Source organism: Dryocola clanedunensis subsp. sulfonylureivorans, from assembly GCF_016756775.1.
Taxonomy (GTDB): Bacteria; Pseudomonadota; Gammaproteobacteria; order Enterobacterales; family Enterobacteriaceae; genus Dryocola; species Dryocola clanedunensis.
This window is the reverse complement of record NZ_JAERMU010000022.1, coordinates 21,545-47,811: the sequence shown is the minus strand read 5'-3', so window position 1 is coordinate 47,811 and position 26,267 is coordinate 21,545. Positions and strand designations below refer to the sequence as shown.

The following is a 26,267-nucleotide window of genomic DNA, read 5'->3' as shown; positions in this document are numbered from 1 at the left end:
TTTTTTATTGCGTAATATCCCAGCCCCGGGCGCGCCAGAGTGCCGGCAGCTGTGCCAAATCCGTAAACGTCGTGACTTTTGGATGATCGATCGGCGTGTTATGCGGATCGGCGCAGAAATAGAAGACCTCCATGCCTGCCGCAACGCCCGATTGCGCACCCGCCATAGAATCGTCCACCAGCACGCAGTTTTTGACCTCAACGCCCATTGCATCAGCTGCGTGGAACATTAGCGCCGGGTCTGGTTTCCAGCGCTGAATATCGTAGCCGCTGTAGAGCCTGTCCGGGAAAGCGTCGAGCATGCCGGTTCTGCCCAGCGAGTGCTGCATTTTGCTGACCGGCCCGTTGGAGACGATACACATCGGCACTTTTACCCGCTCGATAAGCGCTTTCGCCCCCAGAATCTCCTGCAACTCACTGTCGAACAGCCTTGCGACTTCAGCGCGGTAAACCGGCTCAAGCTCGGTTTTATCGAGGCGCACGTCATAGCGTTGACTTATATTGTCGATAATTTCGTAGAGCTTCACGCCCTTGAACGTCTTAAAGACCTCTTCGAGCGCAAGTTCGATGCCGTATTGCGCAAACATATGTACGTAGGCTCTGGAGCAAATTACTTCACTGTCGACCAGGGTGCCGTCGCAGTCAAAGAACACCGCATCTATCCGGGACATGCCGCTTCCTTCTCAAAAAGTGAAGAACCATCTTACCCAATTTGCGCAATTAATGCGGTACGCAATCGTTGCCGTATAAACAAATTGAATGAAAAAAAGTCCATTTCCACCATCAACATTTTGCCTTTTTGGTATAGGATAACGACGGATTTTTCCCTCTCAAGTTCGGAATCAAGACTCATGAGCCAACCACAATCTACTCCGGCTGCAAATCCGGGGCTGCTCGAGCGCGTGTTTAAACTGCGCGAACACGGCACCACGGTACGTACCGAAGCGATCGCCGGTCTTACGACCTTCCTGACGATGGTGTATATCGTTTTCGTCAACCCGCAGATCCTTGGCGCCGCCGGTATGGACACCCAGGCCGTATTCGTCACCACCTGTTTAATCGCCGCATTGGGTAGCATCCTGATGGGGATTTTCGCCAATCTGCCGGTGGCACTTGCCCCTGCGATGGGCCTGAACGCCTTCTTTGCTTTCGTGGTTGTTGGCGCGATGGGGCTGTCCTGGCAGGTCGGCATGGGGGCCATCTTCTGGGGCGCCGTCGGTCTGCTGCTGCTGACCATCTTCCGCGTTCGCTACTGGATGATTGCAAATATCCCGGTCAGCCTGCGCGTGGGTATTACCAGCGGGATTGGCCTGTTTATCGGCATGATGGGGCTGAAAAACGCCGGCATCATCGTGGCCAACAAAGATACGCTGGTGAGCATCGGTAACCTGACTTCGCACAGCGTGCTGCTGGGCGCGCTGGGCTTCTTTATCATCGCGATTCTGGCTTCACGTAATATCCACGCCGCCGTGCTGGTCTCCATTGTGGTCACCACGCTGCTGGGCTGGATGCTGGGCGATGTGCATTACGGCGGCATTGTTTCTGCGCCGCCGGACGTGCTGTCCGTGGTCGGCCAGGTGGATTTAGCCGGTTCGCTGAACATTGGCCTCGCGGGGGTTATTTTCTCCTTTATGCTGGTTAACCTGTTTGACTCCTCCGGCACGCTGATTGGCGTAACGGATAAAGCCGGGCTGACGGACGACAAAGGCAAGTTCCCGCGCATGAAGCAGGCGCTGTATGTCGACAGCATCTCTTCCGTTGCCGGTGCTTTCATCGGCACCTCATCCGTTACCGCCTATATCGAAAGCTCCTCCGGCGTCTCCGTCGGCGGCCGCACCGGTCTTACCGCAGTAATCGTAGGTCTGCTGTTCCTGCTGGTTATCTTCCTGTCGCCGCTGGCGGGAATGGTTCCGGCCTACGCCGCCGCGGGCGCGCTGATTTACGTTGGCGTACTGATGACGTCCAGCCTGTCGCGCGTGAAGTGGGACGACCTGACCGAAGCCGTTCCGGCGTTTATCACGGCGGTAATGATGCCGTTCAGCTTCTCTATTACCGAAGGCATCGCGCTGGGCTTTATCTCTTACCTGGTGATGAAGCTGGGGACGGGGCGCTGGCGTGAACTCAGCCCGTGCGTGATCGTAGTGGCGCTGTTATTCATTCTGAAGATTGCGTTTATCGACTGATTGTCGAAAATGTGAAACGAAGCCGGTCATTATGACCGGCTTTTTTTATGGCTAATTTTTTAATTTGTCATTATGGAAAAAATAATGCCAGGCATACTCTTCAGTATTTAAATAAATGAAATAGCTATTTTGAATGTGAAAATGAAGTTGTGCTTGTCTATTTGTTGGTGTTTACTCCCCCACTCTTTGAATCTAAGAGTTCCTTAGATTTAGACTGGTTTTTGAATACTATGGATTGTATAAAATGAAAAATAACATTATTGAAAACTTGGATGCAGGGATTTCATCTGAAATGACAACGTCAATATCTGAAGTTATTGGCGAAAATGAATTAGGTGTTAAAAAAACGCTCGCGGCTATCTTCCCACTATTAATGCACAAAACAATTGATTGCCTGAATACCGTTGCTTTAAATGATCATTTTGTGAAAATGCTGGAGCAACTTCCTTTTTATGAATCAATGCAACATCTTTCCTGGGAGGCGGCTTCTCATGACAGTTCAGTTCTGAGTGCGATGATTGAACAATTAAATGCATTGCTTTTCCCTGAGTCTACCGCCGAGCTGGAAAGGAAAATATCCCGCTATGTGGGTTTTCCTGCAGAAACAGTCAGAAAAATAATGACTGTCGGCTCGGCCTTCTTCTTTAATGCGATCAAAGAGTATCTTCTTAAGAGTGATGAGCATTCGCTACCTTTGAAGGAGTGGCTGATAAGTCATAGAAAACATTCTGATGCGCTCGTGCCTGCAGGTGTAGTTAATTTACTCAGCAAAGAAGAGCTAGCTGAATATTATCCTTTAATTTCCCGCGAGCCAGAGAAAAAAAAGCGTAAGAAAAAATGGCCGTGGTGGCTGCTGTGGGTCCTACTCATCGCACTGCTTATTTTTGTATTACGTGGGTGTTACTTCCAACAGAAAACGACTGAAACGACCAGTTCATGGGGTAATTTAGGCGCATTTATCAGTAAGCAATTGCCTAATGGCAATACGCTTAAGTTTCCTGAATCAGGCATGGAAAATAAGCTGATTGGCGTTATCGAAAGTCAGGGCAACAAATCTGTCTGGCTGTCTTTTGACCGACTAAAATTTAAAACCAACAGTGCGGATCTTCAGCCTGAATCCGAAGAGCAGATGAAAAACATCGCTGAGATAATGAAAGCCTACCCCAATACCAGACTGGAACTTGGTGGCTATACGGATAACACAGGTGATAAAGATTTCAATCTGGAGTTATCGAAAAAACGCGCGGACTCTGTCCGTCAGGGCTTAATTAACTTAGGCGCTAACGGTGACAATCTGGAGGCTCATGGCTTCGGTTCAGAGTTTCCTGTCGCGCCTAATAATACTGAAGAAAATCGTGCTAAAAATCGCCGTATTGATATCAAAATATTGAAGTAACCTGAATTCAGTAGGTGCTCGTACTGAGCATCTACTGAATGAACTCTTAGGCTCTTACGCGCCTGATATAGTCGCCAAATGCCGTTAACTGACCGGTAAGATGGTCTAACGTGCCTTGATCAACCACTTCACCAGTCTGCGTATCTACCTTGTTCTGAATGACCCCGCCCATAAACTCAGGCTTGTTCATCACCATCGCATCCAGGAACACCAGGATCTGACGCAGGTGATACTGGCAGCGTGCCCCGCCAATGGCCCCCATTGAACTGGTCTGAATCAGTAGCGGTTTCCCCGCCAGCGGCTGCTCGGGCAGGCGCGACAGCCAGTCGATAGCGTTCTTCAGGCCGCCGGGAACCGAATAGTTATACTCCGGGGTGACGATAACCACGCCGTCCGCACGGCGGATCTGCTCTGCGATGGCTTCTACCGTCTGCGGGAAGCCTTCATCCTGCTGCATATCCGCGTCGTAAAGAGGAATATCTTTGATGGACGGCAGCGCCTCAACGCTCATTCCCGCCGGGGCGATTTTCGGCAGCGTGCGGGCGACCATGGCGTTGAATGAACCTGTGCGCAGGCTCCCCAGTAACGTAACTATCTTTAACGTATCGGACATAAACACTCCATTTTGTCAGGACGTTCAGGAAATATCGGTTTGGTAATGATGCTTTTCATAAGGCTGGCTGGAGAAACGAATAATCCGTCCGTCCGGATCGCTGCGGCGGGCTTGCACATCTTTCAGGCTGTGCCAGCCGTGCAGATTATCAAACTCCCACAATGATAGTCGCTCTACGGCGGGTGATACCGCGCAGGCCCAAACCAGGATATCTTCCACATCGCTGATGGCTTCAATCTGCGTCTGATGTTTCACCCGTAAACGTCCGGCGCCGGGCATCAACTGCAGCTCGTCATCGCTGCCGGTAAGTTTACAGGCGCTCTGGCGCAGGGTGCGCAGCTGGGCACGGGCCTCAGAGGGATCGTTTTGATTGTTGATCCAGGCCATTTCATTGCTGCTGAATGTAGAAACAGGGGAAGGGATCCGGCCAAACGGACGCAGCTCCATATCCAGCCCGCACCGACCTTCTGTCGTGAGTGCAACTCCGACGCTATTACCAGCATAGGCAATGCTGAAATCGGTCAATGTGCGATCGACAAAATGCGGACGACCGGTCACTGTCGTGACAATTTTTGGCAGCGTTTTGGTGCCATAGAGCATAAATATCAGTTCGGCGAGTAGCGATCGGGAAGCCAGAAATCGGATGCGGCGTCGCTGCGGGAGGGCTTTTGCGGTATTCAGGCTATCTTCATCCAGGTGCGGTGAAAGATAACTGGGATCTATTGTCCATCGTGCATAGTGCGTTGCCATTTTTCACTCCCTGATAATGGTCAATGGGACATCTCCTTTGATTGTAGGGTTTTTCCAGGCTAAACGCACGGCCTCGAATAAGTAAATATTGGTCAAGAGATGATCAATTAATTATACCGATGAATACATAGAATTTAGTACGGCTAAAATCATCTTTTATAAAATAAAAACACCCTGCACGTTTTTTGCCATGCAGGGTGTTTAGAAAGTGAGCGTGTACTTACTTCCCGATGCAGAAGCTGGAGAAAATGCGGCCCAGCAGATCGTCAGAGGTGAACTCACCGGTGATTTCGCTCAGGCACTGCTGCGACAGGCGCAGCTCTTCAGCCAGCAGCTCTCCGGCCCATGCGCCCAGCAGCTGGGCTTTTCCCTGCTGCAGGTGCGTAGCGGCCTCTTCCAGCGCCTGGAGATGGCGGCGGCGAGCCAGGAAGCCACCTTCCATATTGGTTTCAAAGCCCATGCTCTGTTTCAGGTGGTCGCGCAGTACCTCAATGCCTTCACCGGTACGCGCTGAAAGCCGAACAAGTGAGTGACCGTTCACATCGCTCAGGCCCAGCGTCTCGCCAGTGACGTCCGCTTTGTTACGCACCACGGTGATCGGCAGGCGTTCGGGTAGACGGGCGATAAAGTCTGGCCAGATTGCCGCCGGGTCCGTTGCGTCTGTCGTTGTGCCATCAACCATAAACAGCACGCGGTCGGCCTGTTCGATCTCATTCCACGCACGTTCGATACCGATACGCTCTACTTCGTCGCTTGCTTCGCGTAATCCCGCGGTATCGATAATGTGCAGCGGCATACCGTCGATGTGGATATGTTCGCGCAGCACGTCTCGCGTGGTGCCCGCGATGTCCGTAACGATGGCCGCTTCACGACCCGCCAGCGCATTGAGCAGGCTCGACTTACCGGCATTTGGACGACCGGCAATCACTACCTTCATCCCTTCGCGCAGCAGGCTGCCCTGACGTGCTTCGGCACGCACGGCATCCAGATCGCTCATCACCTGATTAAGCTGCGCTTCAATTTTCCCGTCGGAGAGAAAATCAATTTCCTCATCCGGGAAATCAATCGCCGCTTCAACGTAGATCCGCAGATGGGTCAGCGCTTCAACCAGATGGTTTACGCGGGCAGAAAACGCGCCCTGCAACGAGTTCAGCGCCGAACGGGCCGCCTGCTCTGAGCTGGCATCGATCAGGTCGGCGATAGCCTCCGCCTGCGCCAGGTCGAGCTTGTCGTTAAGAAAAGCGCGCTCAGAGAATTCCCCCGGCTTTGCGATACGCACGCCGGGAATAGCCAGAATGCGCTTTAACAGCAGATCGAGAATGACCGGCCCGCCGTGGCCCTGCAGTTCCAGCACGTCTTCGCCGGTAAAGGAATTTGGCCCCGGGAACCACAGCGCGATGCCCTGATCCAGCGTGCTGTTGTCTGCATCGCGGAACGGCAGGTAATCGGCGTAGCGTGGCTTTGGCAGCTTGCCCAGCAGCGCCTGCGCAACGTCGCGAGCAAGCTGGCCTGAGACGCGCAGGATCCCGACTCCGCCACGTCCAGGCGGGGTCGCCTGGGCAACGATTGTCTCGTTATGGCTCATAGTTTCTCTGTCTTTAGGTAGCAAATAAAAAAGGCGGTCAATTGACCGCCTTCCGTGTGCTTGAGCTTAAATGCTATCAGGTCTTTTTCTTGTCGCGGCTGTGTAAGCCACGTTTTTCCAGACCGCGATAGATCAGCTGCTGCTGAATGATGGTCACCGTGTTACTCACGATATAGTACAGCACCAGGCCGGACGGGAACCACAGGAAGAACACCGTGAAGATGACCGGCATAAAGGTCATGATCTTCTGCTGCATCGGGTCGGTCACTGTAGTTGGCGACATCTTCTGAATGAAGAACATCGTCAGGCCCATCAGGATCGGCAGGATGTAGTACGGGTCCTGCGCCGACAGGTCATGAATCCACAGAGCAAACGGCGCGTGGCGCAGCTCAACGGAGCCCATCAGCATGTAGTACAACGCCAGGAAGATTGGCATCTGGATAACCAGCGGCAGACAGCCACCCAGCGGGTTGACCTTCTCTGCCTTGTACAGCGCCATCATTTCCTGACTCTGGCGCTGCTTATCGTCACCAATACGCTCACGCATGGCGGCCAGCTTCGGCTGCAGCATGCGCATTTTCGCCATGGAGGTGTACTGCGCTTTGGTCAGCGGGTACATGATGCCACGAACGATAAAGGTGATAACGATAATGGAGAAGCCCCAGTTACCGATAAAGCTGTGGATAAACTTCAGCAGTTTGAACAGCGGCTGAGAGATGAACCACAGCCAGCCGTAATCCACCGTCAGGTCAAGGTGAGGCGCAACCGCAGCCATCTTGTCCTGAATTTCCGGGCCGACCCACAGCGTGCTACCCAGCTGTGCGGTTGTGCCTGGCTGAACCAGCTGCGGTGCGGATTTGTAACCAATCGCCGCCACGTCGTTGTTCAGTTTGGTGGTATAGAAGTTGTTGGTACCCTGATTACCCGGAACCCATGCGGTTGCAAAATACTGTTGCAGCATCGCCACCCAGCCGTTGCTGGCGTTGACGTTCAGGTTCTCACCGTCAGAGATTTTATCGAATTTATACTTTTCGTATTTCTCGTCTGGGGTGGAGTACGCAGCACCGCGGAAGGTATGCAGCGCAAAGTTGCTGCTACCGGTATCGCGATGGGACGGCAGATTGATGGACTGCTTCAGCTGACCGAAGGTCGCAATCTCAAGCGGCTTCTCACCGGCGTTTTTCACGTTATAGTTCACACCAACCGCAAACTCGCCGCGCTTAAGGGTGAAGGACTTGGTGAAGACGTTGCCAGCTGCGTCGGTCCAGGTCATCGGGATAACCAGTTCATTCTGGCCATCAGCCATCACGAAGGTGTCTTTATCCGTGTTATACAGCGGACGAGCACCGTTAGCCGGGTTATCCGGACCATCACGACCAGTCAGACCGCTCTGTGCCTGATAGATGAACTCTGGCGTGGTTTCCAGCAGCTGGAACGGCTCGGTAGATTTGAGCTCTTTCGGGTAAGTTAACAGCTGTGCCTGTTCAACATCACCACCGCGGGTGTTGATGGAGAGTTCCAGGACATCAGTCTTAACGGTGATGATTTTTCCCTGGCCACTGGCCGGCACACCCTGGCTTGCGGCGGCACTACCCGTTGCGGTGGTCGTAGTCTGCGTGGTCTGTTGTGCCTGAGGTTGAGGAGCGTGGTCCTGCTCCCAGGCTTGCCAGATCATGAAAGACACGAACAACAAAGCGATGAGAAAGAGATTGCGTTGCGAATCCATCGTTAGTGTTCTCTGGTATCAATTGGTCCAGGTGGGACGGGATCGTCTCCACCGGGGTTTAAAGGGTGGCATTTTAATACGCGTTTCACTGTCAACCAACTGCCTTTTAGCACCCCAAACCTGCGCAATGCCTCAATTCCGTAGTGAGAACAGGTGGGATTGAAACGGCAATGCGGCCCAAGGAGCGGGCTGATGAAGCGCTGATAACCCCGAATCAGGGTTATCAGGAGCCTTGAGACTGGCGACAGTGACGGCGCCATAACTTTTCCAATGCTTCCGATAAAGCCCGGTTATCCAGGTCACCCACACCTTTCTTAGCCACTACCACGAAGTCCATTGCTGGCAATTCGTGCTGACGCAAACGAAAGCTTTCCCGCGTCAGACGTTTAATCCGATTGCGTTCATGCGCGCGTTTGACATTTTTTTTAGCGACTGTAAGACCGATGCGGGGATGCCCCAGCGAATTCAGGCGGCCGAGGATGGTGATTTGCGGCGTGCCCGCTCTTTGCGGCTGCTGGAAGACGAACGTGAAATGATTGGGAGTTAACAAGCGTAACTCCCTGGGAAAAGCTAGCTTAACCACTCAGGGGTTAGCTTTTATTACTTAGAAACGGTCAGACGAGAACGGCCTTTAGCACGACGACGTGCCAGAACCTGACGACCATTTTTAGTAGCCATACGAGCACGGAAGCCGTGTGAACGGTTGCGCTTCAGTACGGACGGTTGAAAAGTGCGTTTCATGGCGATTTCTACCTAAACTTGGATAAATTTCACTGGGTTAGCATAATGCCCCGCAATAACTGCAGTGACTTACGCCTCAGTGTGGCTGATTAAAGAGGCCGGATTGTAATAATTGTACACTCCGGAGTCAATTCTCTTTCCTTAATTCCCGCGCCTGACTCCCTCTTCCGACCCTAAAAACGACCAGGATCTGTAAGACAAACACAGTGACGAAATGCGACGGGTGGGGAATTATACGGCCTCCCCATTAAAGCGCAAGGATCCCAGGGGATCTTCGTTAGATCTCTTCAGTCAATTTTGTGCATTCGTCATTAAATTTTCCAATATGAGAGCGTAAATCGCAGCAGGCGGGCCAGGATCGATTACACTTAAGCGGCTTAAAACTACCCTGTGGATAAATCGGGAAGAAACTGTGAGAAACAGAAGATCTCTGACGCACTTTAGGCTATGATCCGCGGTCCCGATCGTGATCCAGAGATCGACCACATCAGGGTAAACCGCAGATAGCGGTTCGCACGCTTCCCGTACCGGGATCCCATTGGGGAGAGTCGGCGTGCGTCAACAATCATGAATGTAAAACTTTCAGTCTTCGTCTTTTTATCGACTTTGTTCGAGTGGAGTCCGCCGTGTCACTTTCGCTTTGGCAGCAGTGTCTTGCCCGATTGCAGGATGAGTTACCAGCCACAGAATTCAGTATGTGGATACGCCCCCTACAGGCGGAACTGAGCGATAACACGCTGGCCCTTTATGCGCCAAACCGTTTCGTGCTTGATTGGGTAAGGGATAAATACCTGAATAATATCAATGGACTGTTGAATGATTTCTGCGGCAACGATGCGCCACTGCTGCGCTTCGAAGTGGGCAGCAAACCCATTAGCCAGAACCTGAATCAACAAGCTGTGGCGACAGCCGCTCCGGCTCAGGCTGCTCGTGCCGCCGCGCCTATGCGCCCAAGCTGGGATAATCTCCCTGCGCCCGCCGAACAGTCTTACCGCTCGAACGTCAACGTTAAACACACTTTCGATAACTTCGTAGAAGGTAAATCGAACCAGCTGGCCCGTGCAGCGGCACGCCAGGTCGCCGATAACCCAGGTGGCGCCTATAACCCTCTCTTCCTCTATGGCGGAACGGGCTTAGGTAAAACGCACCTGCTGCACGCGGTGGGTAACGGCATCATCGCCCGTAAGCCAAACGCTAAAGTAGTGTATATGCACTCCGAGCGCTTTGTTCAGGACATGGTAAAAGCCCTGCAAAACAATGCGATTGAAGAGTTTAAACGCTACTACCGCTCCGTTGACGCGCTGCTTATCGATGACATTCAATTCTTTGCCAATAAAGAGCGCTCGCAGGAAGAGTTCTTCCATACGTTCAACGCGCTGCTCGAAGGCAATCAACAGATCATCCTGACTTCGGATCGCTATCCAAAAGAGATCAACGGCGTAGAGGATCGTCTCAAATCCCGCTTCGGCTGGGGTCTGACCGTGGCGATCGAACCGCCTGAGTTAGAAACTCGCGTAGCGATCCTGATGAAAAAAGCGGACGAGAACGACATACGCCTGCCGGGTGAAGTCGCCTTCTTTATTGCCAAACGTCTGCGTTCAAACGTGCGCGAGCTGGAAGGGGCGCTGAACCGCGTCATTGCCAACGCCAACTTTACCGGCCGTGCCATTACTATCGATTTCGTGCGTGAAGCGCTGCGCGATCTGCTGGCGCTGCAGGAAAAACTCGTCACCATCGACAATATCCAGAAAACGGTGGCCGAGTACTATAAAATTAAGATTGCTGACCTGTTGTCCAAACGTCGTTCCCGCTCCGTTGCCCGCCCGCGCCAGATGGCGATGGCGCTGGCGAAAGAGCTGACGAACCACAGCCTGCCGGAAATCGGTGATGCTTTTGGCGGTCGCGACCATACTACCGTGCTGCACGCCTGCCGTAAGATTGAACAGCTGCGTGAAGAAAGCCACGACATCAAAGAAGATTTCTCTAACCTAATCAGAACATTATCTTCGTGACGCTATGAAATTTACCGTTGAACGTGAAACTTTATTAAAACCGCTGCAACAGGTGAGTGGCCCGCTTGGTGGCCGTCCAACGTTACCGATTCTCGGCAACCTGCTGTTGCAAGTCGCGGAAGGCGCGCTCTCTTTAACCGGAACCGATCTGGAGATGGAGATGGTCGCGCGCGTGGCGCTGGTTCAGCCTCATGAACCCGGTGCGACAACTGTTCCGGCCCGCAAATTCTTTGACATTTGCCGGGGCCTGCCGGAAGGCGCAGAGATAGCCGTGCAGCTTGAAGGGGACCGCATGCTGGTTCGCTCCGGGCGCAGCCGCTTCTCGCTGTCCACCCTGCCGGCGGCAGATTTCCCGAACCTGGACGACTGGCAGAGCGAAGTGGAATTCACGCTCCCACAGGCGACCATGAAGCGCCTGATTGAAGCCACGCAGTTTTCTATGGCCCATCAGGACGTCCGCTACTACCTCAACGGCATGCTGTTTGAAACCGAAGGGGAAGAGCTGCGTACGGTTGCCACCGATGGACACCGTCTGGCGGTGTGCTCCATGCCTATTGGCCAGTCTTTGCCTAATCATTCGGTGATCGTGCCTCGTAAAGGTGTGATTGAACTGATGCGTATGCTCGACGGTGGCGACACGCCGCTTCGCGTGCAGATTGGTAGCAATAACATTCGCGCCCACGTCGGCGATTTTATCTTCACTTCGAAGCTGGTTGATGGCCGTTTCCCGGATTATCGCCGCGTATTGCCGAAGAACCCGGATAAACATCTGGACGCAGGTTGCGACCTGCTGAAGCAGGCCTTTGCCCGCGCGGCGATTCTCTCTAACGAGAAATTCCGCGGCGTGCGCCTGTATGTCAGCCAGAACCAGATCAAAATCACCGCCAACAACCCGGAGCAGGAAGAAGCAGAAGAAATTCTGGATGTCTCCTACGACGGTACCGATCTGGAAATTGGTTTTAACGTCAGCTACGTACTGGACGTGCTGAACGCGCTGAAATGCGAAAACGTACGCATTTTGCTGACCGACTCCGTTTCCAGCGTGCAGATTGAAGATGCTGCTTCACAAGCGGCGGCCTATGTTGTGATGCCGATGAGACTGTAGATGTCCCTCACCAGGCTGTTAATAAAAGATTTTCGCAACATAGAAAACGCGGATCTGGCTTTAGGCCCCGGCTTCAACTTTCTGGTTGGTGCCAACGGCAGCGGTAAAACCAGCGTGCTTGAGGCGATTTATACCCTTGGGCACGGCCGCGCATTTCGCAGTCTGCAAACCGGGCGGGTGATTCGCCACGAACAGGATGCTTTTGTATTACACGGAAGGTTGCAGGACGGCGAAAGGGAAACCTCCGTCGGCCTGACGAAGGACCGGGCGGGCGACAGCAAAGTGCGCATTGACGGCAGCGACGGTCACAAAGTGGCGGAGCTGGCGCTGTTAATGCCGATGCAGCTCATCACCCCCGAAGGGTTTACTTTACTCAACGGCGGCCCCAAATACCGTAGAGCCTTCCTCGACTGGGGATGTTTCCATAACGAACCCGGTTTTTTTGTCGCCTGGAGCAACCTTAAACGTCTGCTCAAGCAGCGCAACGCCGCGCTGCGCCAGGTGACACGCTATGCGCAGCTGCGTCCGTGGGACATGGAACTTATCCCGCTGGCCGAGCAGATCAGCCGCTGGCGCGCCGAATACAGCGCCGCCATCGCGGAAGATATGGCCGATACCTGCGCGCAATTTTTGCCGGAGTTTTCACTGAACTTCTCCTTCCAGCGCGGCTGGGAAAAAGAGAGTGATTACGGTGAAGTACTGGAACGCAGCTTCGAACGCGATCGCATGCTGACCTATACCGCTCATGGCCCTCACAAAGCTGATTTTCGGATTCGCGCCGATGGCGCGCCCGTCGAGGACACCCTGTCTCGCGGTCAGCTTAAGTTACTGATGTGCGCCCTGAGACTGGCGCAGGGTGAGTTTCTCACCCGGCAGAACGGGCAACGATGCCTGTATCTGATTGATGATTTTGCCTCTGAACTAGATGATGCACGTCGTGGTCTATTAGCCAGCCGGTTAAAGGCAACGGAATCACAGGTTTTTGTCAGCGCGATAAGCGCAGAACATGTGATGGATATGACGGACAAAAATTCAAAGATGTTCGCCGTGGATCAGGGTAAAATAGCGGATTAACCCAAGAATAATTGAGCGAGAAACGTTGATGTCGAATTCTTATGACTCCTCCAGTATCAAAGTCCTTAAGGGGCTGGATGCGGTACGTAAACGCCCGGGCATGTATATCGGCGATACGGATGACGGCACCGGTCTGCACCACATGGTATTTGAGGTCGTGGATAACGCAATCGACGAAGCACTCGCCGGTCACTGTAAAGACATCGTTGTCACCATCCATGCCGATAACTCCGTCTCCGTAACGGATGATGGCCGTGGCATTCCAACGGGCATTCACCCGGAAGAAGGCGTGTCCGCCGCGGAAGTTATCATGACCGTCCTGCACGCAGGCGGCAAATTCGATGACAACTCCTATAAAGTCTCCGGTGGTCTGCACGGTGTGGGCGTCTCGGTTGTTAACGCCCTGTCCCAGAAGCTGGAACTGCTGATTCGCCGTGAAGGCAAAACGCATCAGCAAACCTACGTGCACGGCGTGCCTCAGGCACCGTTAGCCGTCACTGGTGACACGGACGTAACCGGTACTCAGGTACGTTTCTGGCCGAGCCACGAAACCTTCACCAACGTCATTGAGTTTGAATACGACATTCTGGCTAAACGCCTGCGCGAGCTGTCGTTCCTGAACTCCGGCGTGTCTATTCGCCTGATCGACAAGCGCGATGGCCGTGAAGACCACTTCCATTACGAAGGCGGTATCCGCGCGTTTGTTGAGTATCTCAACAAGAACAAAACGCCAATTCACCCGACCGTCTTCTATTTCAGCACTGAAAAAGACGGCATCGGCGTGGAAGTGGCGCTGCAGTGGAACGACGGTTTCCAGGAAAACATCTACTGCTTCACCAACAACATCCCGCAGCGCGACGGTGGTACCCACCTTGCAGGTTTCCGTGCGGCGATGACGCGTACTCTGAACGCGTACATGGATAAAGAAGGCTACAGCAAGAAAGCGAAGGTCAGCGCCACCGGTGACGATGCCCGAGAAGGCCTGATTGCCGTCGTTTCTGTAAAAGTGCCGGATCCTAAATTCTCCTCGCAGACCAAAGACAAACTGGTTTCCTCCGAGGTGAAATCCGCAGTTGAGCAGCAGATGAACGAACTGCTGGCTGAATACCTGCTGGAAAACCCGTCGGACGCGAAAATCGTTGTTGGCAAAATTATCGATGCGGCTCGCGCCCGTGAAGCAGCTCGTCGCGCACGTGAGATGACCCGTCGTAAAGGCGCGCTGGACCTGGCAGGCCTGCCGGGCAAACTGGCGGACTGTCAGGAACGCGACCCGGCCCACTCCGAACTGTACCTGGTGGAAGGGGACTCTGCGGGCGGCTCTGCAAAACAGGGGCGTAACCGTAAGAACCAGGCGATCCTGCCGCTGAAGGGTAAAATCCTCAACGTTGAGAAGGCGCGCTTCGACAAGATGCTGGCCTCTCAGGAAGTGGCAACGCTGATTACCGCGCTGGGCTGCGGCATTGGCCGTGACGAATACAACCCGGACAAGCTGCGCTATCACAGCATCATCATCATGACGGATGCGGACGTCGATGGTTCACACATCCGTACCCTGCTGCTGACCTTCTTCTATCGTCAGATGCCTGAAATCGTTGAGCGTGGCCATGTCTATATCGCCCAGCCGCCGCTTTACAAAGTGAAGAAAGGCAAGCAGGAGCAGTACATCAAAGACGATGAGGCGATGGATCAGTACCAGATCTCTATCGCCCTGGACGGCGCGACCCTGCACGCCAACGCCAGCGCACCGGCTCTGGCAGGTGAAGCGCTGGAGAAACTGGTTTCCGAGTTTAACGCCACCCAGAAAATGATTGGCCGCATGGAGCGCCGCTATCCGCGCAACCTGCTGAACAATCTGGTTTATCACCCAACGCTTGCCGAAGCCGATCTGACTGACGAAGACAAAGTGGTCGACTGGGTTAACGTGCTGGTGGAAACGCTGAACGAAAAAGAGCAGCACGGCAGCACCTGGAACGCGATCGTGCGTGAAAACCGTGAGCTGAGCATCTTCGAGCCGGTTATCCGCGTTCGTACCCACGGCGTCGATACCGACTACCCGCTGGAGCACGAATTCGTGGTCGGTGGTGAATACCGTCGTCTGTGTACGCTCGGCGAGAAGCTGCGTGGCCTTATCGAAGAAGACGCGTTCATCGAGCGTGGTGAGCGTCGTCAGCCGATTGCCAGCTTCGAACAGGCTCTGGAATGGCTGGTGAAAGAGTCCCGTCGCGGGCTGTCTATTCAGCGCTACAAAGGTCTGGGCGAAATGAACCCGGATCAGCTTTGGGAAACCACCATGGACCCGGAAAGCCGCCGCATGCTGCGCGTGACCGTAAAAGACGCGATTGCCGCGGATCAGCTGTTCACCACCCTGATGGGTGATGCGGTTGAACCACGTCGTGCGTTCATCGAAGAAAACGCCCTGAAAGCGGCGAACATCGATATCTAAGCAGTAACCTGCTGGTGGGCGCCTGCCCGCCAGCACTTTCCTTTCCCGTCTTGCCTAAATATCCGCGCTAAATTCTCCCTGTGTCGTACACTTTTAAAGCAAACGTCGTAATCGTAAGAGGACACGACCATGGGTCTATTCGATCAGGTGACCGGCATGATGGGGGGCGGCGAGTCAGGAAAATTCAAAGTCGTCCTTGAGTGGATAAATCAGCAGGGTGGGATTCAGGCGATACTGGAGCAGTTCCGGCAAAAAGGCTTTGGCGAAGTCGTCAGCTCGTGGCTGAGCGGCGCGCGCAATCAGAGCGTCAGCCCGGAGCAGGTTCAGGAAGTGCTGGGTACGCCCGCTATCAGCGGACTGGCTGAAAAACTGGGGATTGACGTGACCAGCGCTTCGCAGCTGCTGTCCGAGCAGTTCCCAAAAATCGTCGATGCGCTTTCGCCCGGCGGCGAAGTTAAGCACGACGATGAAGATCTCCTCACCAAGGGCTTTCATCTTCTGCGTGATAAGTTCTTTCGCTGAATGACAGCGCCACCCGAGGGTGGCGTTTAGATTGCTGACGAAGAAGGATAAAGCGCGGTTTTTCCTTCTTCGTGGCAAGCAGGCGAAAATCAATAAATTGATTTTCCTTATTATTTATTCGGTGAGATCTTTGCGAAACTCGTTCGCTTTAGGTTTATCATCCGTCTGAACGCCACCCGAGGGTGGCGTTTTTCATGGCAAAAGGGGCAGCATCAGCGAGGAATGTAGCTCTATTTTTGTCTGCGGAATCGCGTTAGCATGAAATAAACTCCTTACCTCAGGAAAAACCATGCCAATAAAACTGATCGCGATTGATATGGATGGCACGCTGCTGTTGCCTGACCACACTATCTCCCCGGCGGTAAAAGACGCCATTGCCAAAGCCCGCGCGCGCGGCGTAAACGTGGTGCTCTGCACCGGACGTCCTTTTGCGGGCGTTGAAAACTACCTGCGCGAATTGCACATGGATCAGCCAAACGACTACTGCATCACCTACAACGGTGCGCTGGTTCAGAAAGCAAACGACGGCAGCACCGTGGCGCAAACCGCACTGAACTACGACGACTATCGCTACCTGGAACAACTCTCCCGCGATGTAGGGTCACACTTCCACGCGCTGGATCGCCACACGCTCTACACCGCCAACCGCGACATCAGCTACTACACCGTGCATGAATCCTTTATCGCCAACATCCCGCTGGTGTTCTGCGAAGCGGAAAACATGGATAAAAACGGCGAGTTCCTGAAGGTGATGATGATCGACGATCCGGTGATTCTGGACAAAGCGATTGCCAAAATCCCGGATGAAGTCAGAGAGCGTTATACGCTGCTGAAAAGCTCCCCATACTTCCTGGAAATCCTCGATAAGCGCGTAAACAAAGGCACCGGCGTGAAGGCACTGGCGGAAGCGTTGGGCATCAAACGCGAAGAAGTCATGACGCTGGGCGATCAGGAAAATGATATTGCGATGCTGGAATATGCAGGGATGGGCGTGGCAATGGAAAACGCTATCGATAAAGTTAAAGAAGTCAGCGACTTTGTCACCAAATCCAATCTGGAAGATGGCGTTGCCTACGCGATAGAGAAATTTGTTCTTAACTGATTCTGTCGTAAAGAAAAAAAGGCAAGCGGTAATGTAGTCTCAGGGGGCACCGCTTGCCCTCGATCTTAAGTCAGATCAACATCTTTGTGGCCAAAGAACCAGGTGAGGATAAAACCGCAAATATAAGAAATCAGCACGCCGGCGGCGTAGACGCCCATACCTGCATAAATGCCCTGACTTGACGTCATCAGCGGCAGGGACACCAGGCCTGACGGGCCGAACACGGTGTTCAGACCAATCGGCAGACCCAGCCACGCAACCAGACCAATGAAGAACCCGCCGCAGGCACCGCCAATACAGGCCGTGACGAAGGGTTTCACTCGCGGCAGTGTAACGGCATAAATCAGCGGCTCGCCCACGCCTAACAGACCAGGGATAATCGCACCCTTAACCTGATTGCGGGTCAGGGAACCTTTAGCCGAACGGTAATAAAGCGCCAGCGCCGCACCCACTTGTCCGCCACCGGCCATTGCCAGAATCGGGAACAGGGAGTTAAAGCCCTGGGCATCCATCAGCGCGAAGTAGACCGGAATAAAGCCCTGGTGGACGCCAAACACGACGGCAATCAGGAACAGACCAGCCAGGATGGCGCAGCCAAACGGATTGCCGTTAAGGTGCATAAACAGCCAGGACATGCCTTTAAACATCTCGCCGCCAAAAGGCATGATCAGCGTAAAGGTCAGCGCGCCGGTGATCAGCAGCGTCAGCAGGGAAGTCACAATCATGTCCAGGTTATCAGGGACGACCTTACGGATTTGGCGTTCAATCCACGCGCCCAGGATAGAGGCAATCAGTACGCCGATAATGCTACCGCGCGGGTCGATGCCCATGCCGAAGAAGTTATCAATGCCTGAGAAGTAGCCCGTGGTCGCCGCAGGGTCATAGCCCAGCAGGAACAGCGAGGCGATAATTGCGCCGTTAACCCCGGAGCCGCCGAACGCTTTCTGGGCGTTATAGCCAATCAGCACCGGCAGGAAGGTGAACAGCCCCTTACCGAAAATCTTCATGTAACCGACAATATGCACGATAGTGGCATTTTTCTCGGCGGCGTTAGCCAGCAGGCTTTGTTCAATCAGCGTGGCAAAGCCCAGCAGCATCCCGGCGGCGATAAACCCTGGGATCAGAGGCGTGAAGATGGTGGCAAACTTAGCGAGGAACTGATGCACCACGCTGGTCTGCTTCGCTTTCATCTTCTGCTTTGTGTCACTGGCAACGGAACCAACATCTGTATCTTTGGGGGCTGATGCGGCAGCTTCGCCATTGGTCAGCATGCTATTCATCATTTCGGCAGCGGTTTGTGCCTTGCCCGGCCCGAGGATGATTTGCAGCTGATCGTCGCTATTGATGACGCCCAATACGCCGTCAAGCGCCTTGAGCTTATCTTGTTCGATCAGCTGGTCATTATGCAGCGCCAGGCGCAGGCGGGTCATACAGTGCCCGCAGGTCTGAATATTATTTTTATTGCCGACCAGTTCCAGGATCGTGGCAATCAATTGTTCCGTAATTTTCGCCATTGCTATCTCTCCGTGCTGGCTAAAGCCTTGCGAATAAAGCCGTTGTTATCTTTCAGTAGCTGCTTAGCCGCTTCGGCGTTCAGCTTGCCCAGCACCATGACAATGGCCGTTTTGCAGTGCCCGCCACAGGCTTCGAGGCTCTGTGATGCTGTCTGATGGTCACACTCGGTGGCCTGCATCACGATATTGATTTGGCGCTGAATCAGCTTCTGGTTGGTCGCCTCAACGTCAACCATCAGGTTGCCGTAGACTTTGCCGATGCGGATCATCGCCCCGGTGGTCAGCATGTTCAGCACCAGTTTTTGCGCCGTGCCAGCTTTCATGCGGGAAGAACCGGTTACCACTTCTGCACCTACGACAGGGGTAAGAGCAATATCAGCAATTTGTGTGATTTCGCTGCCGGCGTTACAGGTCAGAGCAACGGTAGTGGCGCCCAGGCCTTTAGCATAATTTAGCGCTGCGACGACGTACGGCGTGCGGCCGCTGGCGGCAATACCGACCAGCACATCATTGCCGTTGAAATCAATGTTCTTCAGATCATCTACACCCATGGTTGGGCTGTCTTCGGCGTTTTCTACCGCCTGTAAAATGGCCTGATGCCCGCCCGCAATCAGCGCAATAACCTGTTCGCGTGGCGTGCCATAAGTTGGGGGGCATTCGCTGGCATCCAGAATGCCGAGACGGCCAGAGGTGCCTGCGCCGCAATAAATCAAACGGCCACCTTTTTGAAACGCAGCAACAATCGCGTCCACGGTCGTGGCAATTGCCGGAATAATCTTTTCAACGGCCAGGGCCACTTTTTGATCTTCGCTGTTAATCACCCGCAGCATATTCTCGGTCGATAACGTGTCGATATTTTCGCTTTGCGCGTTACGACCTTCAGTGGTCAGGGCAGATAAATCGATTTTCATCAGTGTCTCGCTTCTCGTTTCGTTCATGCCTGTTGGCAAAATGGTCATTACAGTTCAAGCGCCCAGCGCAGGAAGGCCTTACGTTGTGAGGCATCTAATTTCAAAAATTCGCTTTGTACCGAGCTCAAAGACCCTGTCTGCGTTGTCTTATCAGCCGCTGTGGTCTGTTTTGCCGCCGCAGGTGCTTGTGATGCAATGACTGGTGTCTGAGCTGCGAGTGCTGATGCGGGTAAGTAATCTTCGTAGTTGGTCAGCAATGAGCTTTGTGGCAGATCTAAGTGCTGCTTCTTAAGCGTAATGGAGGAGCCATCAGCATTTTGCAGGGCAAACTGCGGGTGCTGTGCTGCTTTTCGCGCATCTGTTTCTGTTCTCGGATCTGCCGTCGAAAGAGAAAAATTGCCGGTCAGCGGCGGGGTAAACGTCAGTAACCATGCATCCGAAGTGACACGCCCCTGGCTTTCATTGGCAGATCCAGGGTTGGTCGGCGCATCGAAACGCACAATCATTGCCTGCTCACCGGCACCGAAAGTTATCGATTTGGATAGCAGGTCAATTTTGGCGTCACGCACCGCCAGAACATTTACGTTGTCCCCGATTTTAAGCGTCCCGGCCATGCTGATGCCTGACACCGCAAGCAGTAGAAGAGTGAATAATGTTCTGTACATCGGATGCTCCTTTAAAAGTCGGAACAGTGAATCTGTTCCGACGTCATAGCTAGTTAGAATTCGTAACGCAGACCTGTGTGGTAGAAGCTTTCTGATGCCGAGCTGCCGCCAAATGAAACGACATCGCCGTTCATCACGTTGGTACCGTTGTGACCATTACGTAAAATGTAAGCGGCGTACAGTGAGCTGCGCGGGGTCAGGCGATACTGTGCTTCGAAGGTGGTGTCACGCAGTTCCAGCTTATCGCCACCGTCGTTATCGAGATGACGGTAGCCGGCGCGAACCGTCCAGTCACTGTTGATGTCATAAGCCGCGGTGAACTCCCAGTTCTTGTCCTTGCTGTCTTCATAGCCATTGGAGTAGGTGACCGTATCCTGGGAATAAAGCAGGCCAAGCATTAAAGAGTTGAGATAGTAACGTGTACCAATACCGCCATAGGTAAAGGTATCAGCCCCATCGGTACGACTGTTGGCGCTCTGATTAGCGCGAGTTTTCTGGAAGGCAATAACCGGAGCGAGTTTACCTGCATCCCCCATATCCAGCGTGTAGCGCATCGCTGAGTTGTAGCCATAATCCAGATCAGAGGTATTGTTGCCAATAATATAGGCGGTGGAGAAATCAAGATTACCAAAGGTGTTCTGGTACTGAACGGTACCGTCCTGACGGAATACCTGTACGGCGGTCGGGTCGATACGACGAGCCTGGCGACCAGTAGAAACATCGGAGCTGGCGAACACATCGCCAATATCGGTGAACATAATCAACCCGGAAGAAACACGTCCGCCGGTGATTTTACCGTATTCGGACATATCCAGACCCGCCCACACATAACGAGCAGTCAGGCTGTCATTATCACCTTCAACGTTGTTGGCGTACTCTGCGGAGTTAACCTGGTACTGGGCCAGACCAATCACGGAAACGGTGTCATTGACGACCTGACGACCGCTGATGCCGAAACGACCATCGAAATCGCCCTGAGTATCACCGGTTTTTTTGTCAGAGATGTTAAACCCCAGGCGACCATACAGATCGAGGTTTGAACCATCCTTCCCTTTATAAATTTCAGCGGCTTGCGTAGAAAAACTTGCCATCATGGCAATAAGAGAAAGGGCACAAATCTTTGTTTTCATTATCATCATTCCATTAGCGAATAAATTATTAGTTGGTCTGGCGCCGAGCGGAATAATCTATTATTACTTTTGGTATTTAAAGGAATAATTTATTCTTTTGTTGGTAAATGTGACATTGTTCATGTTTTTTGTAAGGTTATCTACCGGTCAAAAAGCGCTATTGAGGCAATGCTCTGTTGCCTTTCCCGTTGGAGAAGGTAATGATCTTCAGACCTTTTTTTGTGGAGAAACACAGGTGCTTTACCGTCAAAAAATGATTGAGAACCTGGATCGCTACACCCCCGGTGAGCGCAGGATCGCTGATTTCGTGATCAGCAGCCCTGACGCGCTTAAAGAGCTTTCTTCACAGCAGCTGGCACAAACCCTTGGCATCAGCCAGTCGGCCATCGTCAAGTTCGCGCAAAAGCTCGGCCTGCAGGGGTTCACAAAATTCAAAATGGCGCTGGTTGAAGAGTGGGGGCAGCAGGCTTCGGAGCGCAAACAGCAATCCTCCCATTTGCATAACGATATCAGCAGTCAGGATCCGCTCACTGACGTGGCGAATAAGCTGTTAAATGAAAAGCTTAATGCGCTCAGAAGAACCACGGATAACCTGGATGCCCAGCAGCTTGGGCAAGTCATTGGGCTGTTGCAGTCGGCCAGCCGCATCCATATTTCTGCTATCGGTGGCTCTTCGCTGGTGGGGAAAGATCTGGCCTGGAAACTGATGAAAATTGGTTTTCATGTCATTACGGAATACGACAGCCATGTACAGCTAACGATAGCCCAGACGCTTTCCAGCCGGGACGTCATGCTGGCAATCTCCTTCTCTGGTCAGCGAAAAGAAGTCCTGCTGGCAGCCGAAATAGCGAAAGCGAAAGGGGCGGCGGTGGTGGCGATAACGTCATTGCAGGACAGCGATTTGCGAAAAATTGCGGACTACACGCTCGACACGGTTTCTGATGAACAGCGTTGGCGCAGCTCGTCCATCTCATCGCGTACCGCGCAACTGTGCGTCACCGACCTGCTGTTTATGGGCTTGCTCCAGCTTAACGAAAGCGAAGGGATGAAAATGATCCGTCGCAGCCGGGATAGCGTAGACAAATTATCCTGACGCCCTTACCTGCATGAAGTTACGGGTTCTTTCCTGCTGGTCACGTTTTATGACCTGGAGGATTGCCCGTTCCCTCCAGCTATCCCGAACCTTTCCTCATCGGTAGCCGCCTTCAATTTCTCACGCCCCTTTTGCTGTCTCTCTCTTTTTATCGCCAATCCCTGTTATGGATTGTCTGTTTTGTGATTCAAATTGTAGTACAACATATGATATTTGTACTACATTGATGGCGTCGGAAGAGAATATCACCGTGATTTTGTACGGCAAACATGAGGCTTTTTTCGTCGCTCACGATAAAGTAGTGATTATTTCCTTTTCAGTAACAGGACTAATCATGACCAAGACCGACCGCATCATCGTGACGCTGGGTAAGCAAATCGTTGATGGCAAGTACACGCCCGGCGCAGCCTTACCTTCGGAAGCGGATTTGTGTGAAGAGTTTGAAACCTCGCGCAATATCATCCGCGAAGTGTACCGCTCGCTGATGGCAAAACGGCTCATCGAGATGAAGCGTTACCGTGGCGGATTTGTTTTACCGCGTAACCAGTGGAACTACCTTGATACCGAGGTGCTGCAGTGGGTACTGGAAAACGACTATGACCCGCGACTGATTAGCGCGATGAGCGAAGTACGCCACCTGGTTGAGCCGGCCATCGCCCGCTGGGCGGCGGAACGGGCAACCTCAAGCGATCTGGCAAAGATTGAAGCGGCGCTCAACGACATGGTTGCCCACAATCAGGATCGTGATGCCTTTAACGAAGCGGATATCCGCTATCACGAGGCGGTGCTGGAATCGGTTCACAACCCGGTTTTACAGCAGCTCAGCATTGCTATCAGCTCATTGCAGCGTGCCGTTTTTGAACGGACCTGGATGGGTGATGAGGCCAACATGCCGAAAACGCTGGCGGAACACAAAGCGCTGTTTGATGCGATACGCCATCAGGACAGCGAGGCTGCGGAGCGGGCGGCAATGACCATGATCGCCAGCTCCACGAAACGACTAAAGGACATTACATGACATCTCGCTACATCGCTATTGACTGGGGTTCGACCAACCTGCGCGCCTGGTACTATCAGGACGGCACCTGCGTTGACAGTCGGCAAACCGCGGCTGGGGTAACCCGGCTGAACGGCAAATCCCCGCAGGCGGTGTTCGATGAAGTTACCCACGGCTGGCGTGAAGACAATACGCCGGTGCTGATGGCGGGCATGGTTGGCAGCAATGCAGGCTGGAAAACAGCCCCTTATCTTCCCTGCCCGGCGCAGTTTTCTGACCTCAGCCAGCAGCTCACGCCCGTTCTGGACAACGTCTGGATTATCCCCGGCATGAGCGTGCAGCGTGAAGACAACCGCAACGTCATGCGCGGCGAAGAGACCCAGCTGCTGGGTGCGAAAGCGTTGAGCCAGGCTCCGCTTTACGTGATGCCGGGCACCCACTGCAAGTGGGTCCATGCCGATGAGCACACGGTGCAGGACTTCCGCACCGTGATGACCGGCGAGCTGCACCATCTCCTGCTTAATCACTCTCTGGTCGGCGCTGGCCTGCCGGAGCAACAGGCAAGCCTCAGCGCCTTCAGGGCCGGGCTGGAGCGGGGCGTAAACGACCGCGATTTACTCCCCCGCCTTTTTGAAGTCCGCGCCGCCCACGTGCTGGGTAATTTACCCCGCGATGAGGTGAGCGAGTTTCTTTCCGGGTTGCTGATTGGCAACGAAGCGGCGGCGATGACCCGCCATTACGCATTGAGCCAGCAGCATCCCGTCACCCTCGTGGCTAACCCGTCCCTGAGCCAGCGCTACGTTAGCGCGCTTGCGCTGCTGGGCTTCCAGGCTTCGGTACTGGACGGCGACGAGGCATTCCAGGCAGGAATAAGGAGTATTGCAAATGCAGTGGCAAACTAATCTTCCGCTGATCGCGATTTTGCGCGGCATCACCCCGGACGAAGCACACGCTCACGTTGCGGCCTTGCTGGACGCGGGGTTCGACGCGATAGAGATCCCCCTTAACTCACCGCAATGGCAAAAAAGCATCCCGGCGATGGTCGAGGCTTTTGGCCAGCAGGCGCTGATCGGTGCCGGAACGGTGCTTAAATCTGAACAGGTCGATGAACTTGCTGCCATGGGCAGCAAACTGGTCGTGACGCCGAACACCCAGCCCGAAGTGATTCGCCGTGCCGTCGCGAGCGGGATGACCGTTTGTGCGGGCTGTGCGACGGCAACCGAGGCCTTCAACGCGCTGGATGCAGGTGCGCAGGCGCTGAAAATTTTCCCCTCTTCCTCATTTGGCCCGGACTACATCAAAGCGCTGAAAGCCGTACTGCCGCCAGACGTTCCCGTTTTTGCCGTGGGGGGCGTTACGCCAGAAAATCTGGCTAGCTGGTTAAAAGCCGGCTGTGCCGGTGCCGGGCTTGGCAGCGACCTTTATCGTGCAGGGCAGCCCGTTGAGCGGACCGTCGAAAAAGCAAAAGCATTTGTTAAAGCGTATCAAGAGGCAGTGCAATCATGAAAATTACCAGACTCACGACTTACCGCTTACCTCCGCGCTGGATGTTCCTGAAAATAGAAACCGATGAGGGCGTGGTCGGCTGGGGCGAACCGGTGATAGAAGGGCGTGCAAAAAGCGTCGAAGCGGCGGTACACGAACTGGGCGAATTATTAATTGGCCAGGATCCGGCGCGCATCAATGATTTATGGCAGGTGATGTACCGCGGCGGATTTTATCGCGGCGGCCCGATATTAATGAGCGCGATTGCCGGTATCGACCAGGCGCTCTGGGATATTAAAGGCAAAGTATTAAACGCCCCGGTCTGGCAATTAATGGGCGGCCTGGTTCGCGATAAAATCAAAGCTTATAGCTGGGTTGGCGGCGACCGTCCGGCAGAAGTCATCGACGGGATTAAATCACTGCGCAAAATTGGCTTTGATACCTTTAAATTAAACGGCTGTGAAGAGATGGGGATTATTGAAAATTCTCGTCATGTTGATGCCGCCGTCAACACCGTGGCACAAATTCGCGAGGCCTTCGGTAACGAAATTGAATTTGGTCTGGATTTCCATGGTCGCGTCAGCGCGCCGATGGCGAAAGTGCTGATCAAAGAGCTTGAGCAATATCGCCCGCTATTTATTGAAGAACCGGTGCTGGCGGAGCAGGCTGAATACTATCCGCGCCTGGCGGCGCAGACCCATATCCCAATCGCTGCGGGCGAACGTATGTTCTCGCGCTTTGAGTTTAAACGCGTGCTGGAAGCAGGTGGCCTGGCGATTCTGCAACCCGATCTTTCCCATGCTGGTGGCATCACCGAGTGCTACAAAATTGCTGCCATGGCAGAGGCTTACGACGTCGCGCTGGCGCCGCACTGCCCGCTGGGGCCCATTGCGCTCGCCGCCTGCCTGCATATCGACTTTGTTTCCCGGAACGCCGTGTTCCAGGAGCAGAGCATGGGTATTCACTACAACAAAGGCGCAGAGCTACTCGACTTTGTGAAAAACAAAGAAGATTTTCAGATGGATGGCGGCCACTTTATGCCGCTAATGAAGCCGGGTCTTGGCGTGGAAATCGACGAAGAGCAGGTCATCGCCCGTAGCAAAGAGGCCACCGACTGGCGTAACCCATTGTGGCGCTATCCCGACGGTGCCGTTGCCGAATGGTAATGCTCTACCCCTACTGAAGCTGCACTAAAAAATAGTAAAGATAAAACACCCTCTG

At 53.6% G+C, this 26,267-nt stretch carries 25 protein-coding genes; 13 read left to right on the top strand and 12 right to left on the bottom strand.

Features of this window, described 5'->3' with window-relative positions; genetic code table 11:
* Nucleotides 1-4: 4 nt before the first annotated feature.
* Nucleotides 5-670: a 6-phosphogluconate phosphatase gene (gene yieH / locus HYQ67_RS19310; protein ID WP_202306334.1), complete on the bottom strand. Its 666-nt coding sequence runs from the start codon at nt 668-670 to the stop codon at nt 5-7.
* 180 nt (nt 671-850) lie between these two features.
* Here yieH and HYQ67_RS19305 point away from each other — a divergent pair, with 180 nt between their 5' ends.
* The gene (locus tag HYQ67_RS19305) at nt 851-2,182 is read left to right on the top strand and encodes an NCS2 family permease (RefSeq protein ID WP_202306324.1); all 1,332 of its coding nucleotides are present in this window, start codon (nt 851-853) and stop codon (nt 2,180-2,182) included.
* A gap of 244 nt (nt 2,183-2,426) precedes the next feature.
* Entirely contained in the window at nt 2,427-3,578 is a 1,152-nt protein-coding gene (locus tag HYQ67_RS19300; protein ID WP_202306321.1) for an OmpA family protein, read from the top strand.
* A 46-nt stretch (nt 3,579-3,624) separates the two neighbouring features.
* Here HYQ67_RS19300 and HYQ67_RS19295 read toward each other — a convergent pair whose 3' ends face one another.
* The 7 genes from HYQ67_RS19295 to rpmH form a co-directional block, all read right to left on the bottom strand.
* Nucleotides 3,625-4,191 carry an NADPH-dependent FMN reductase gene (locus HYQ67_RS19295; protein ID WP_202306318.1) on the bottom strand — a complete coding sequence of 189 codons (567 nt, stop codon included), beginning with the start codon at nt 4,189-4,191 and terminating at the stop codon, nt 3,625-3,627.
* A 24-nt stretch (nt 4,192-4,215) separates the two neighbouring features.
* Nucleotides 4,216-4,941, bottom strand: coding sequence for a 4'-phosphopantetheinyl transferase family protein (locus HYQ67_RS19290; RefSeq protein WP_202306316.1), 726 nt, complete (start codon nt 4,939-4,941; stop codon nt 4,216-4,218).
* Between the two features lie 220 nt (nt 4,942-5,161).
* A complete protein-coding gene (gene mnmE, locus HYQ67_RS19285) occupies nt 5,162-6,526 on the bottom strand; it encodes a tRNA uridine-5-carboxymethylaminomethyl(34) synthesis GTPase MnmE (protein ID WP_202306313.1) in 1,365 nt (454 codons plus the stop codon).
* Between the two features lie 76 nt (nt 6,527-6,602).
* Entirely contained in the window at nt 6,603-8,252 is a 1,650-nt protein-coding gene (gene yidC / locus HYQ67_RS19280) for a membrane protein insertase YidC (protein ID WP_202306312.1), read from the bottom strand.
* Between the two features lie 2 nt (nt 8,253-8,254).
* Complete coding sequence (yidD, locus tag HYQ67_RS19275; protein WP_202306309.1) at nt 8,255-8,512, bottom strand: membrane protein insertion efficiency factor YidD; 258 nt, start codon at nt 8,510-8,512, stop codon at nt 8,255-8,257.
* Complete coding sequence (rnpA, locus tag HYQ67_RS19270; protein WP_202306306.1) at nt 8,476-8,835, bottom strand: ribonuclease P protein component; 360 nt, start codon at nt 8,833-8,835, stop codon at nt 8,476-8,478. Before rnpA ends, yidD begins: the two co-directional genes overlap by 37 nt.
* 17 nt (nt 8,836-8,852) lie before the next feature.
* Nucleotides 8,853-8,993 (bottom strand): 50S ribosomal protein L34, encoded by a 141-nt coding sequence (gene rpmH, locus HYQ67_RS19265; RefSeq protein ID WP_003849659.1) that lies wholly within the window; start codon nt 8,991-8,993, stop codon nt 8,853-8,855.
* 626 nt (nt 8,994-9,619) lie between these two features.
* On the opposite strand from rpmH, the gene dnaA reads away from it, so the two are divergent.
* The 6 genes from dnaA (at nt 9,620) to yidA (ending at nt 17,251) form a co-directional block, all read left to right on the top strand.
* On the top strand, nt 9,620-11,005 hold the full coding sequence (gene dnaA, locus HYQ67_RS19260) for a chromosomal replication initiator protein DnaA (RefSeq protein WP_202306304.1): 1,386 nt from the start codon (nt 9,620-9,622) through the stop codon (nt 11,003-11,005).
* Between the two features lie 4 nt (nt 11,006-11,009).
* Nucleotides 11,010-12,110, top strand: a complete 1,101-nt coding sequence (gene dnaN, locus HYQ67_RS19255) for a DNA polymerase III subunit beta (RefSeq protein WP_202306301.1) — start codon at nt 11,010-11,012, stop codon at nt 12,108-12,110.
* Nucleotides 12,111-13,184, top strand: coding sequence for a DNA replication/repair protein RecF (gene recF, locus HYQ67_RS19250; protein WP_202306299.1), 1,074 nt, complete (start codon nt 12,111-12,113; stop codon nt 13,182-13,184). It begins immediately after the preceding gene.
* A gap of 28 nt (nt 13,185-13,212) precedes the next feature.
* Entirely contained in the window at nt 13,213-15,627 is a 2,415-nt protein-coding gene (gene gyrB, locus HYQ67_RS19245; protein ID WP_202306296.1) for a DNA topoisomerase (ATP-hydrolyzing) subunit B, read from the top strand.
* A 129-nt stretch (nt 15,628-15,756) separates the two neighbouring features.
* The gene (locus HYQ67_RS19240) at nt 15,757-16,149 is read left to right on the top strand and encodes a YidB family protein (RefSeq protein ID WP_202306293.1); all 393 of its coding nucleotides are present in this window, start codon (nt 15,757-15,759) and stop codon (nt 16,147-16,149) included.
* Nucleotides 16,150-16,438: 289 nt separating this feature from the next.
* Nucleotides 16,439-17,251, top strand: a complete 813-nt coding sequence (yidA, locus tag HYQ67_RS19235; RefSeq protein ID WP_202306290.1) for a sugar-phosphatase — start codon at nt 16,439-16,441, stop codon at nt 17,249-17,251.
* Between the two features lie 65 nt (nt 17,252-17,316).
* Here yidA and murP read toward each other — a convergent pair whose 3' ends face one another.
* From murP to HYQ67_RS19215, 4 genes are read right to left on the bottom strand one after another with little or no spacing between them, the layout of a single operon-like run.
* A complete protein-coding gene (murP, locus tag HYQ67_RS19230; RefSeq protein ID WP_202306287.1) occupies nt 17,317-18,765 on the bottom strand; it encodes a PTS N-acetylmuramic acid transporter subunit IIBC in 1,449 nt (482 codons plus the stop codon).
* A 2-nt stretch (nt 18,766-18,767) separates the two neighbouring features.
* A complete protein-coding gene (gene murQ, locus HYQ67_RS19225; protein ID WP_202306271.1) occupies nt 18,768-19,676 on the bottom strand; it encodes an N-acetylmuramic acid 6-phosphate etherase in 909 nt (302 codons plus the stop codon).
* Nucleotides 19,677-19,723: 47 nt separating this feature from the next.
* Nucleotides 19,724-20,341: a DUF2057 family protein gene (locus tag HYQ67_RS19220; protein ID WP_202306260.1), complete on the bottom strand. Its 618-nt coding sequence runs from the start codon at nt 20,339-20,341 to the stop codon at nt 19,724-19,726.
* Between the two features lie 53 nt (nt 20,342-20,394).
* Nucleotides 20,395-21,471, bottom strand: coding sequence for a porin (locus HYQ67_RS19215; RefSeq protein WP_202306259.1), 1,077 nt, complete (start codon nt 21,469-21,471; stop codon nt 20,395-20,397).
* Between the two features lie 235 nt (nt 21,472-21,706).
* On the opposite strand from HYQ67_RS19215, the gene HYQ67_RS19210 reads away from it, so the two are divergent.
* The 5 genes from HYQ67_RS19210 (at nt 21,707) to dgoD (ending at nt 26,212) form a co-directional block, all read left to right on the top strand.
* Nucleotides 21,707-22,564 carry an SIS domain-containing protein gene (locus HYQ67_RS19210; protein WP_431355454.1) on the top strand — a complete coding sequence of 286 codons (858 nt, stop codon included), beginning with the start codon at nt 21,707-21,709 and terminating at the stop codon, nt 22,562-22,564.
* A gap of 334 nt (nt 22,565-22,898) precedes the next feature.
* Nucleotides 22,899-23,582 (top strand): D-galactonate utilization transcriptional regulator DgoR, encoded by a 684-nt coding sequence (gene dgoR / locus HYQ67_RS19205; protein WP_202306257.1) that lies wholly within the window; start codon nt 22,899-22,901, stop codon nt 23,580-23,582.
* Nucleotides 23,579-24,463, top strand: a complete 885-nt coding sequence (locus HYQ67_RS19200) for a 2-dehydro-3-deoxygalactonokinase (RefSeq protein ID WP_202306246.1) — start codon at nt 23,579-23,581, stop codon at nt 24,461-24,463. The genes dgoR and HYQ67_RS19200 overlap by 4 nt, the downstream gene beginning before the upstream one ends.
* The gene (locus tag HYQ67_RS19195; protein WP_202306245.1) at nt 24,447-25,067 is read left to right on the top strand and encodes a 2-dehydro-3-deoxy-6-phosphogalactonate aldolase; all 621 of its coding nucleotides are present in this window, start codon (nt 24,447-24,449) and stop codon (nt 25,065-25,067) included. Before HYQ67_RS19200 ends, HYQ67_RS19195 begins: the two co-directional genes overlap by 17 nt.
* Nucleotides 25,064-26,212, top strand: coding sequence for a galactonate dehydratase (dgoD, locus tag HYQ67_RS19190; protein WP_202306244.1), 1,149 nt, complete (start codon nt 25,064-25,066; stop codon nt 26,210-26,212). Before HYQ67_RS19195 ends, dgoD begins: the two co-directional genes overlap by 4 nt.
* Nucleotides 26,213-26,267 lie beyond the last annotated feature (55 nt).

Excerpts from the sequence above, each read along its gene's own strand:
- yieH (WP_202306334.1), bottom strand. The coding sequence starts at position 670 with ATGTCCCGGATAGATGCGGTGTTCTTTGACTGCGACGGCACCCTGGTC.
- HYQ67_RS19305 (WP_202306324.1), top strand. The coding sequence starts at position 851 with ATGAGCCAACCACAATCTACTCCGGCTGCAAATCCGGGGCTGCTCGAG.
- HYQ67_RS19300 (WP_202306321.1), top strand. The coding sequence starts at position 2,427 with ATGAAAAATAACATTATTGAAAACTTGGATGCAGGGATTTCATCTGAA.
- HYQ67_RS19295 (WP_202306318.1), bottom strand. The coding sequence starts at position 4,191 with ATGTCCGATACGTTAAAGATAGTTACGTTACTGGGGAGCCTGCGCACA.
- HYQ67_RS19290 (WP_202306316.1), bottom strand. The coding sequence starts at position 4,941 with ATGGCAACGCACTATGCACGATGGACAATAGATCCCAGTTATCTTTCA.
- mnmE (WP_202306313.1), bottom strand. The coding sequence starts at position 6,526 with ATGAGCCATAACGAGACAATCGTTGCCCAGGCGACCCCGCCTGGACGT.
- yidC (WP_202306312.1), bottom strand. The coding sequence starts at position 8,252 with ATGGATTCGCAACGCAATCTCTTTCTCATCGCTTTGTTGTTCGTGTCT.
- yidD (WP_202306309.1), bottom strand. The coding sequence starts at position 8,512 with ATGGCGCCGTCACTGTCGCCAGTCTCAAGGCTCCTGATAACCCTGATT.
- rpmH (WP_003849659.1), bottom strand. The coding sequence starts at position 8,993 with ATGAAACGCACTTTTCAACCGTCCGTACTGAAGCGCAACCGTTCACAC.
- dnaN (WP_202306301.1), top strand. The coding sequence starts at position 11,010 with ATGAAATTTACCGTTGAACGTGAAACTTTATTAAAACCGCTGCAACAG.
- recF (WP_202306299.1), top strand. The coding sequence starts at position 12,111 with ATGTCCCTCACCAGGCTGTTAATAAAAGATTTTCGCAACATAGAAAAC.
- gyrB (WP_202306296.1), top strand. The coding sequence starts at position 13,213 with ATGTCGAATTCTTATGACTCCTCCAGTATCAAAGTCCTTAAGGGGCTG.
- HYQ67_RS19240 (WP_202306293.1), top strand. The coding sequence starts at position 15,757 with ATGGGTCTATTCGATCAGGTGACCGGCATGATGGGGGGCGGCGAGTCA.
- yidA (WP_202306290.1), top strand. The coding sequence starts at position 16,439 with ATGCCAATAAAACTGATCGCGATTGATATGGATGGCACGCTGCTGTTG.
- murP (WP_202306287.1), bottom strand. The coding sequence starts at position 18,765 with ATGGCGAAAATTACGGAACAATTGATTGCCACGATCCTGGAACTGGTC.
- murQ (WP_202306271.1), bottom strand. The coding sequence starts at position 19,676 with ATGAAAATCGATTTATCTGCCCTGACCACTGAAGGTCGTAACGCGCAA.
- HYQ67_RS19220 (WP_202306260.1), bottom strand. The coding sequence starts at position 20,341 with ATGTACAGAACATTATTCACTCTTCTACTGCTTGCGGTGTCAGGCATC.
- HYQ67_RS19215 (WP_202306259.1), bottom strand. The coding sequence starts at position 21,471 with ATGAAAACAAAGATTTGTGCCCTTTCTCTTATTGCCATGATGGCAAGT.
- dgoR (WP_202306257.1), top strand. The coding sequence starts at position 22,899 with ATGACCAAGACCGACCGCATCATCGTGACGCTGGGTAAGCAAATCGTT.
- HYQ67_RS19200 (WP_202306246.1), top strand. The coding sequence starts at position 23,579 with ATGACATCTCGCTACATCGCTATTGACTGGGGTTCGACCAACCTGCGC.
- HYQ67_RS19195 (WP_202306245.1), top strand. The coding sequence starts at position 24,447 with ATGCAGTGGCAAACTAATCTTCCGCTGATCGCGATTTTGCGCGGCATC.
- dgoD (WP_202306244.1), top strand. The coding sequence starts at position 25,064 with ATGAAAATTACCAGACTCACGACTTACCGCTTACCTCCGCGCTGGATG.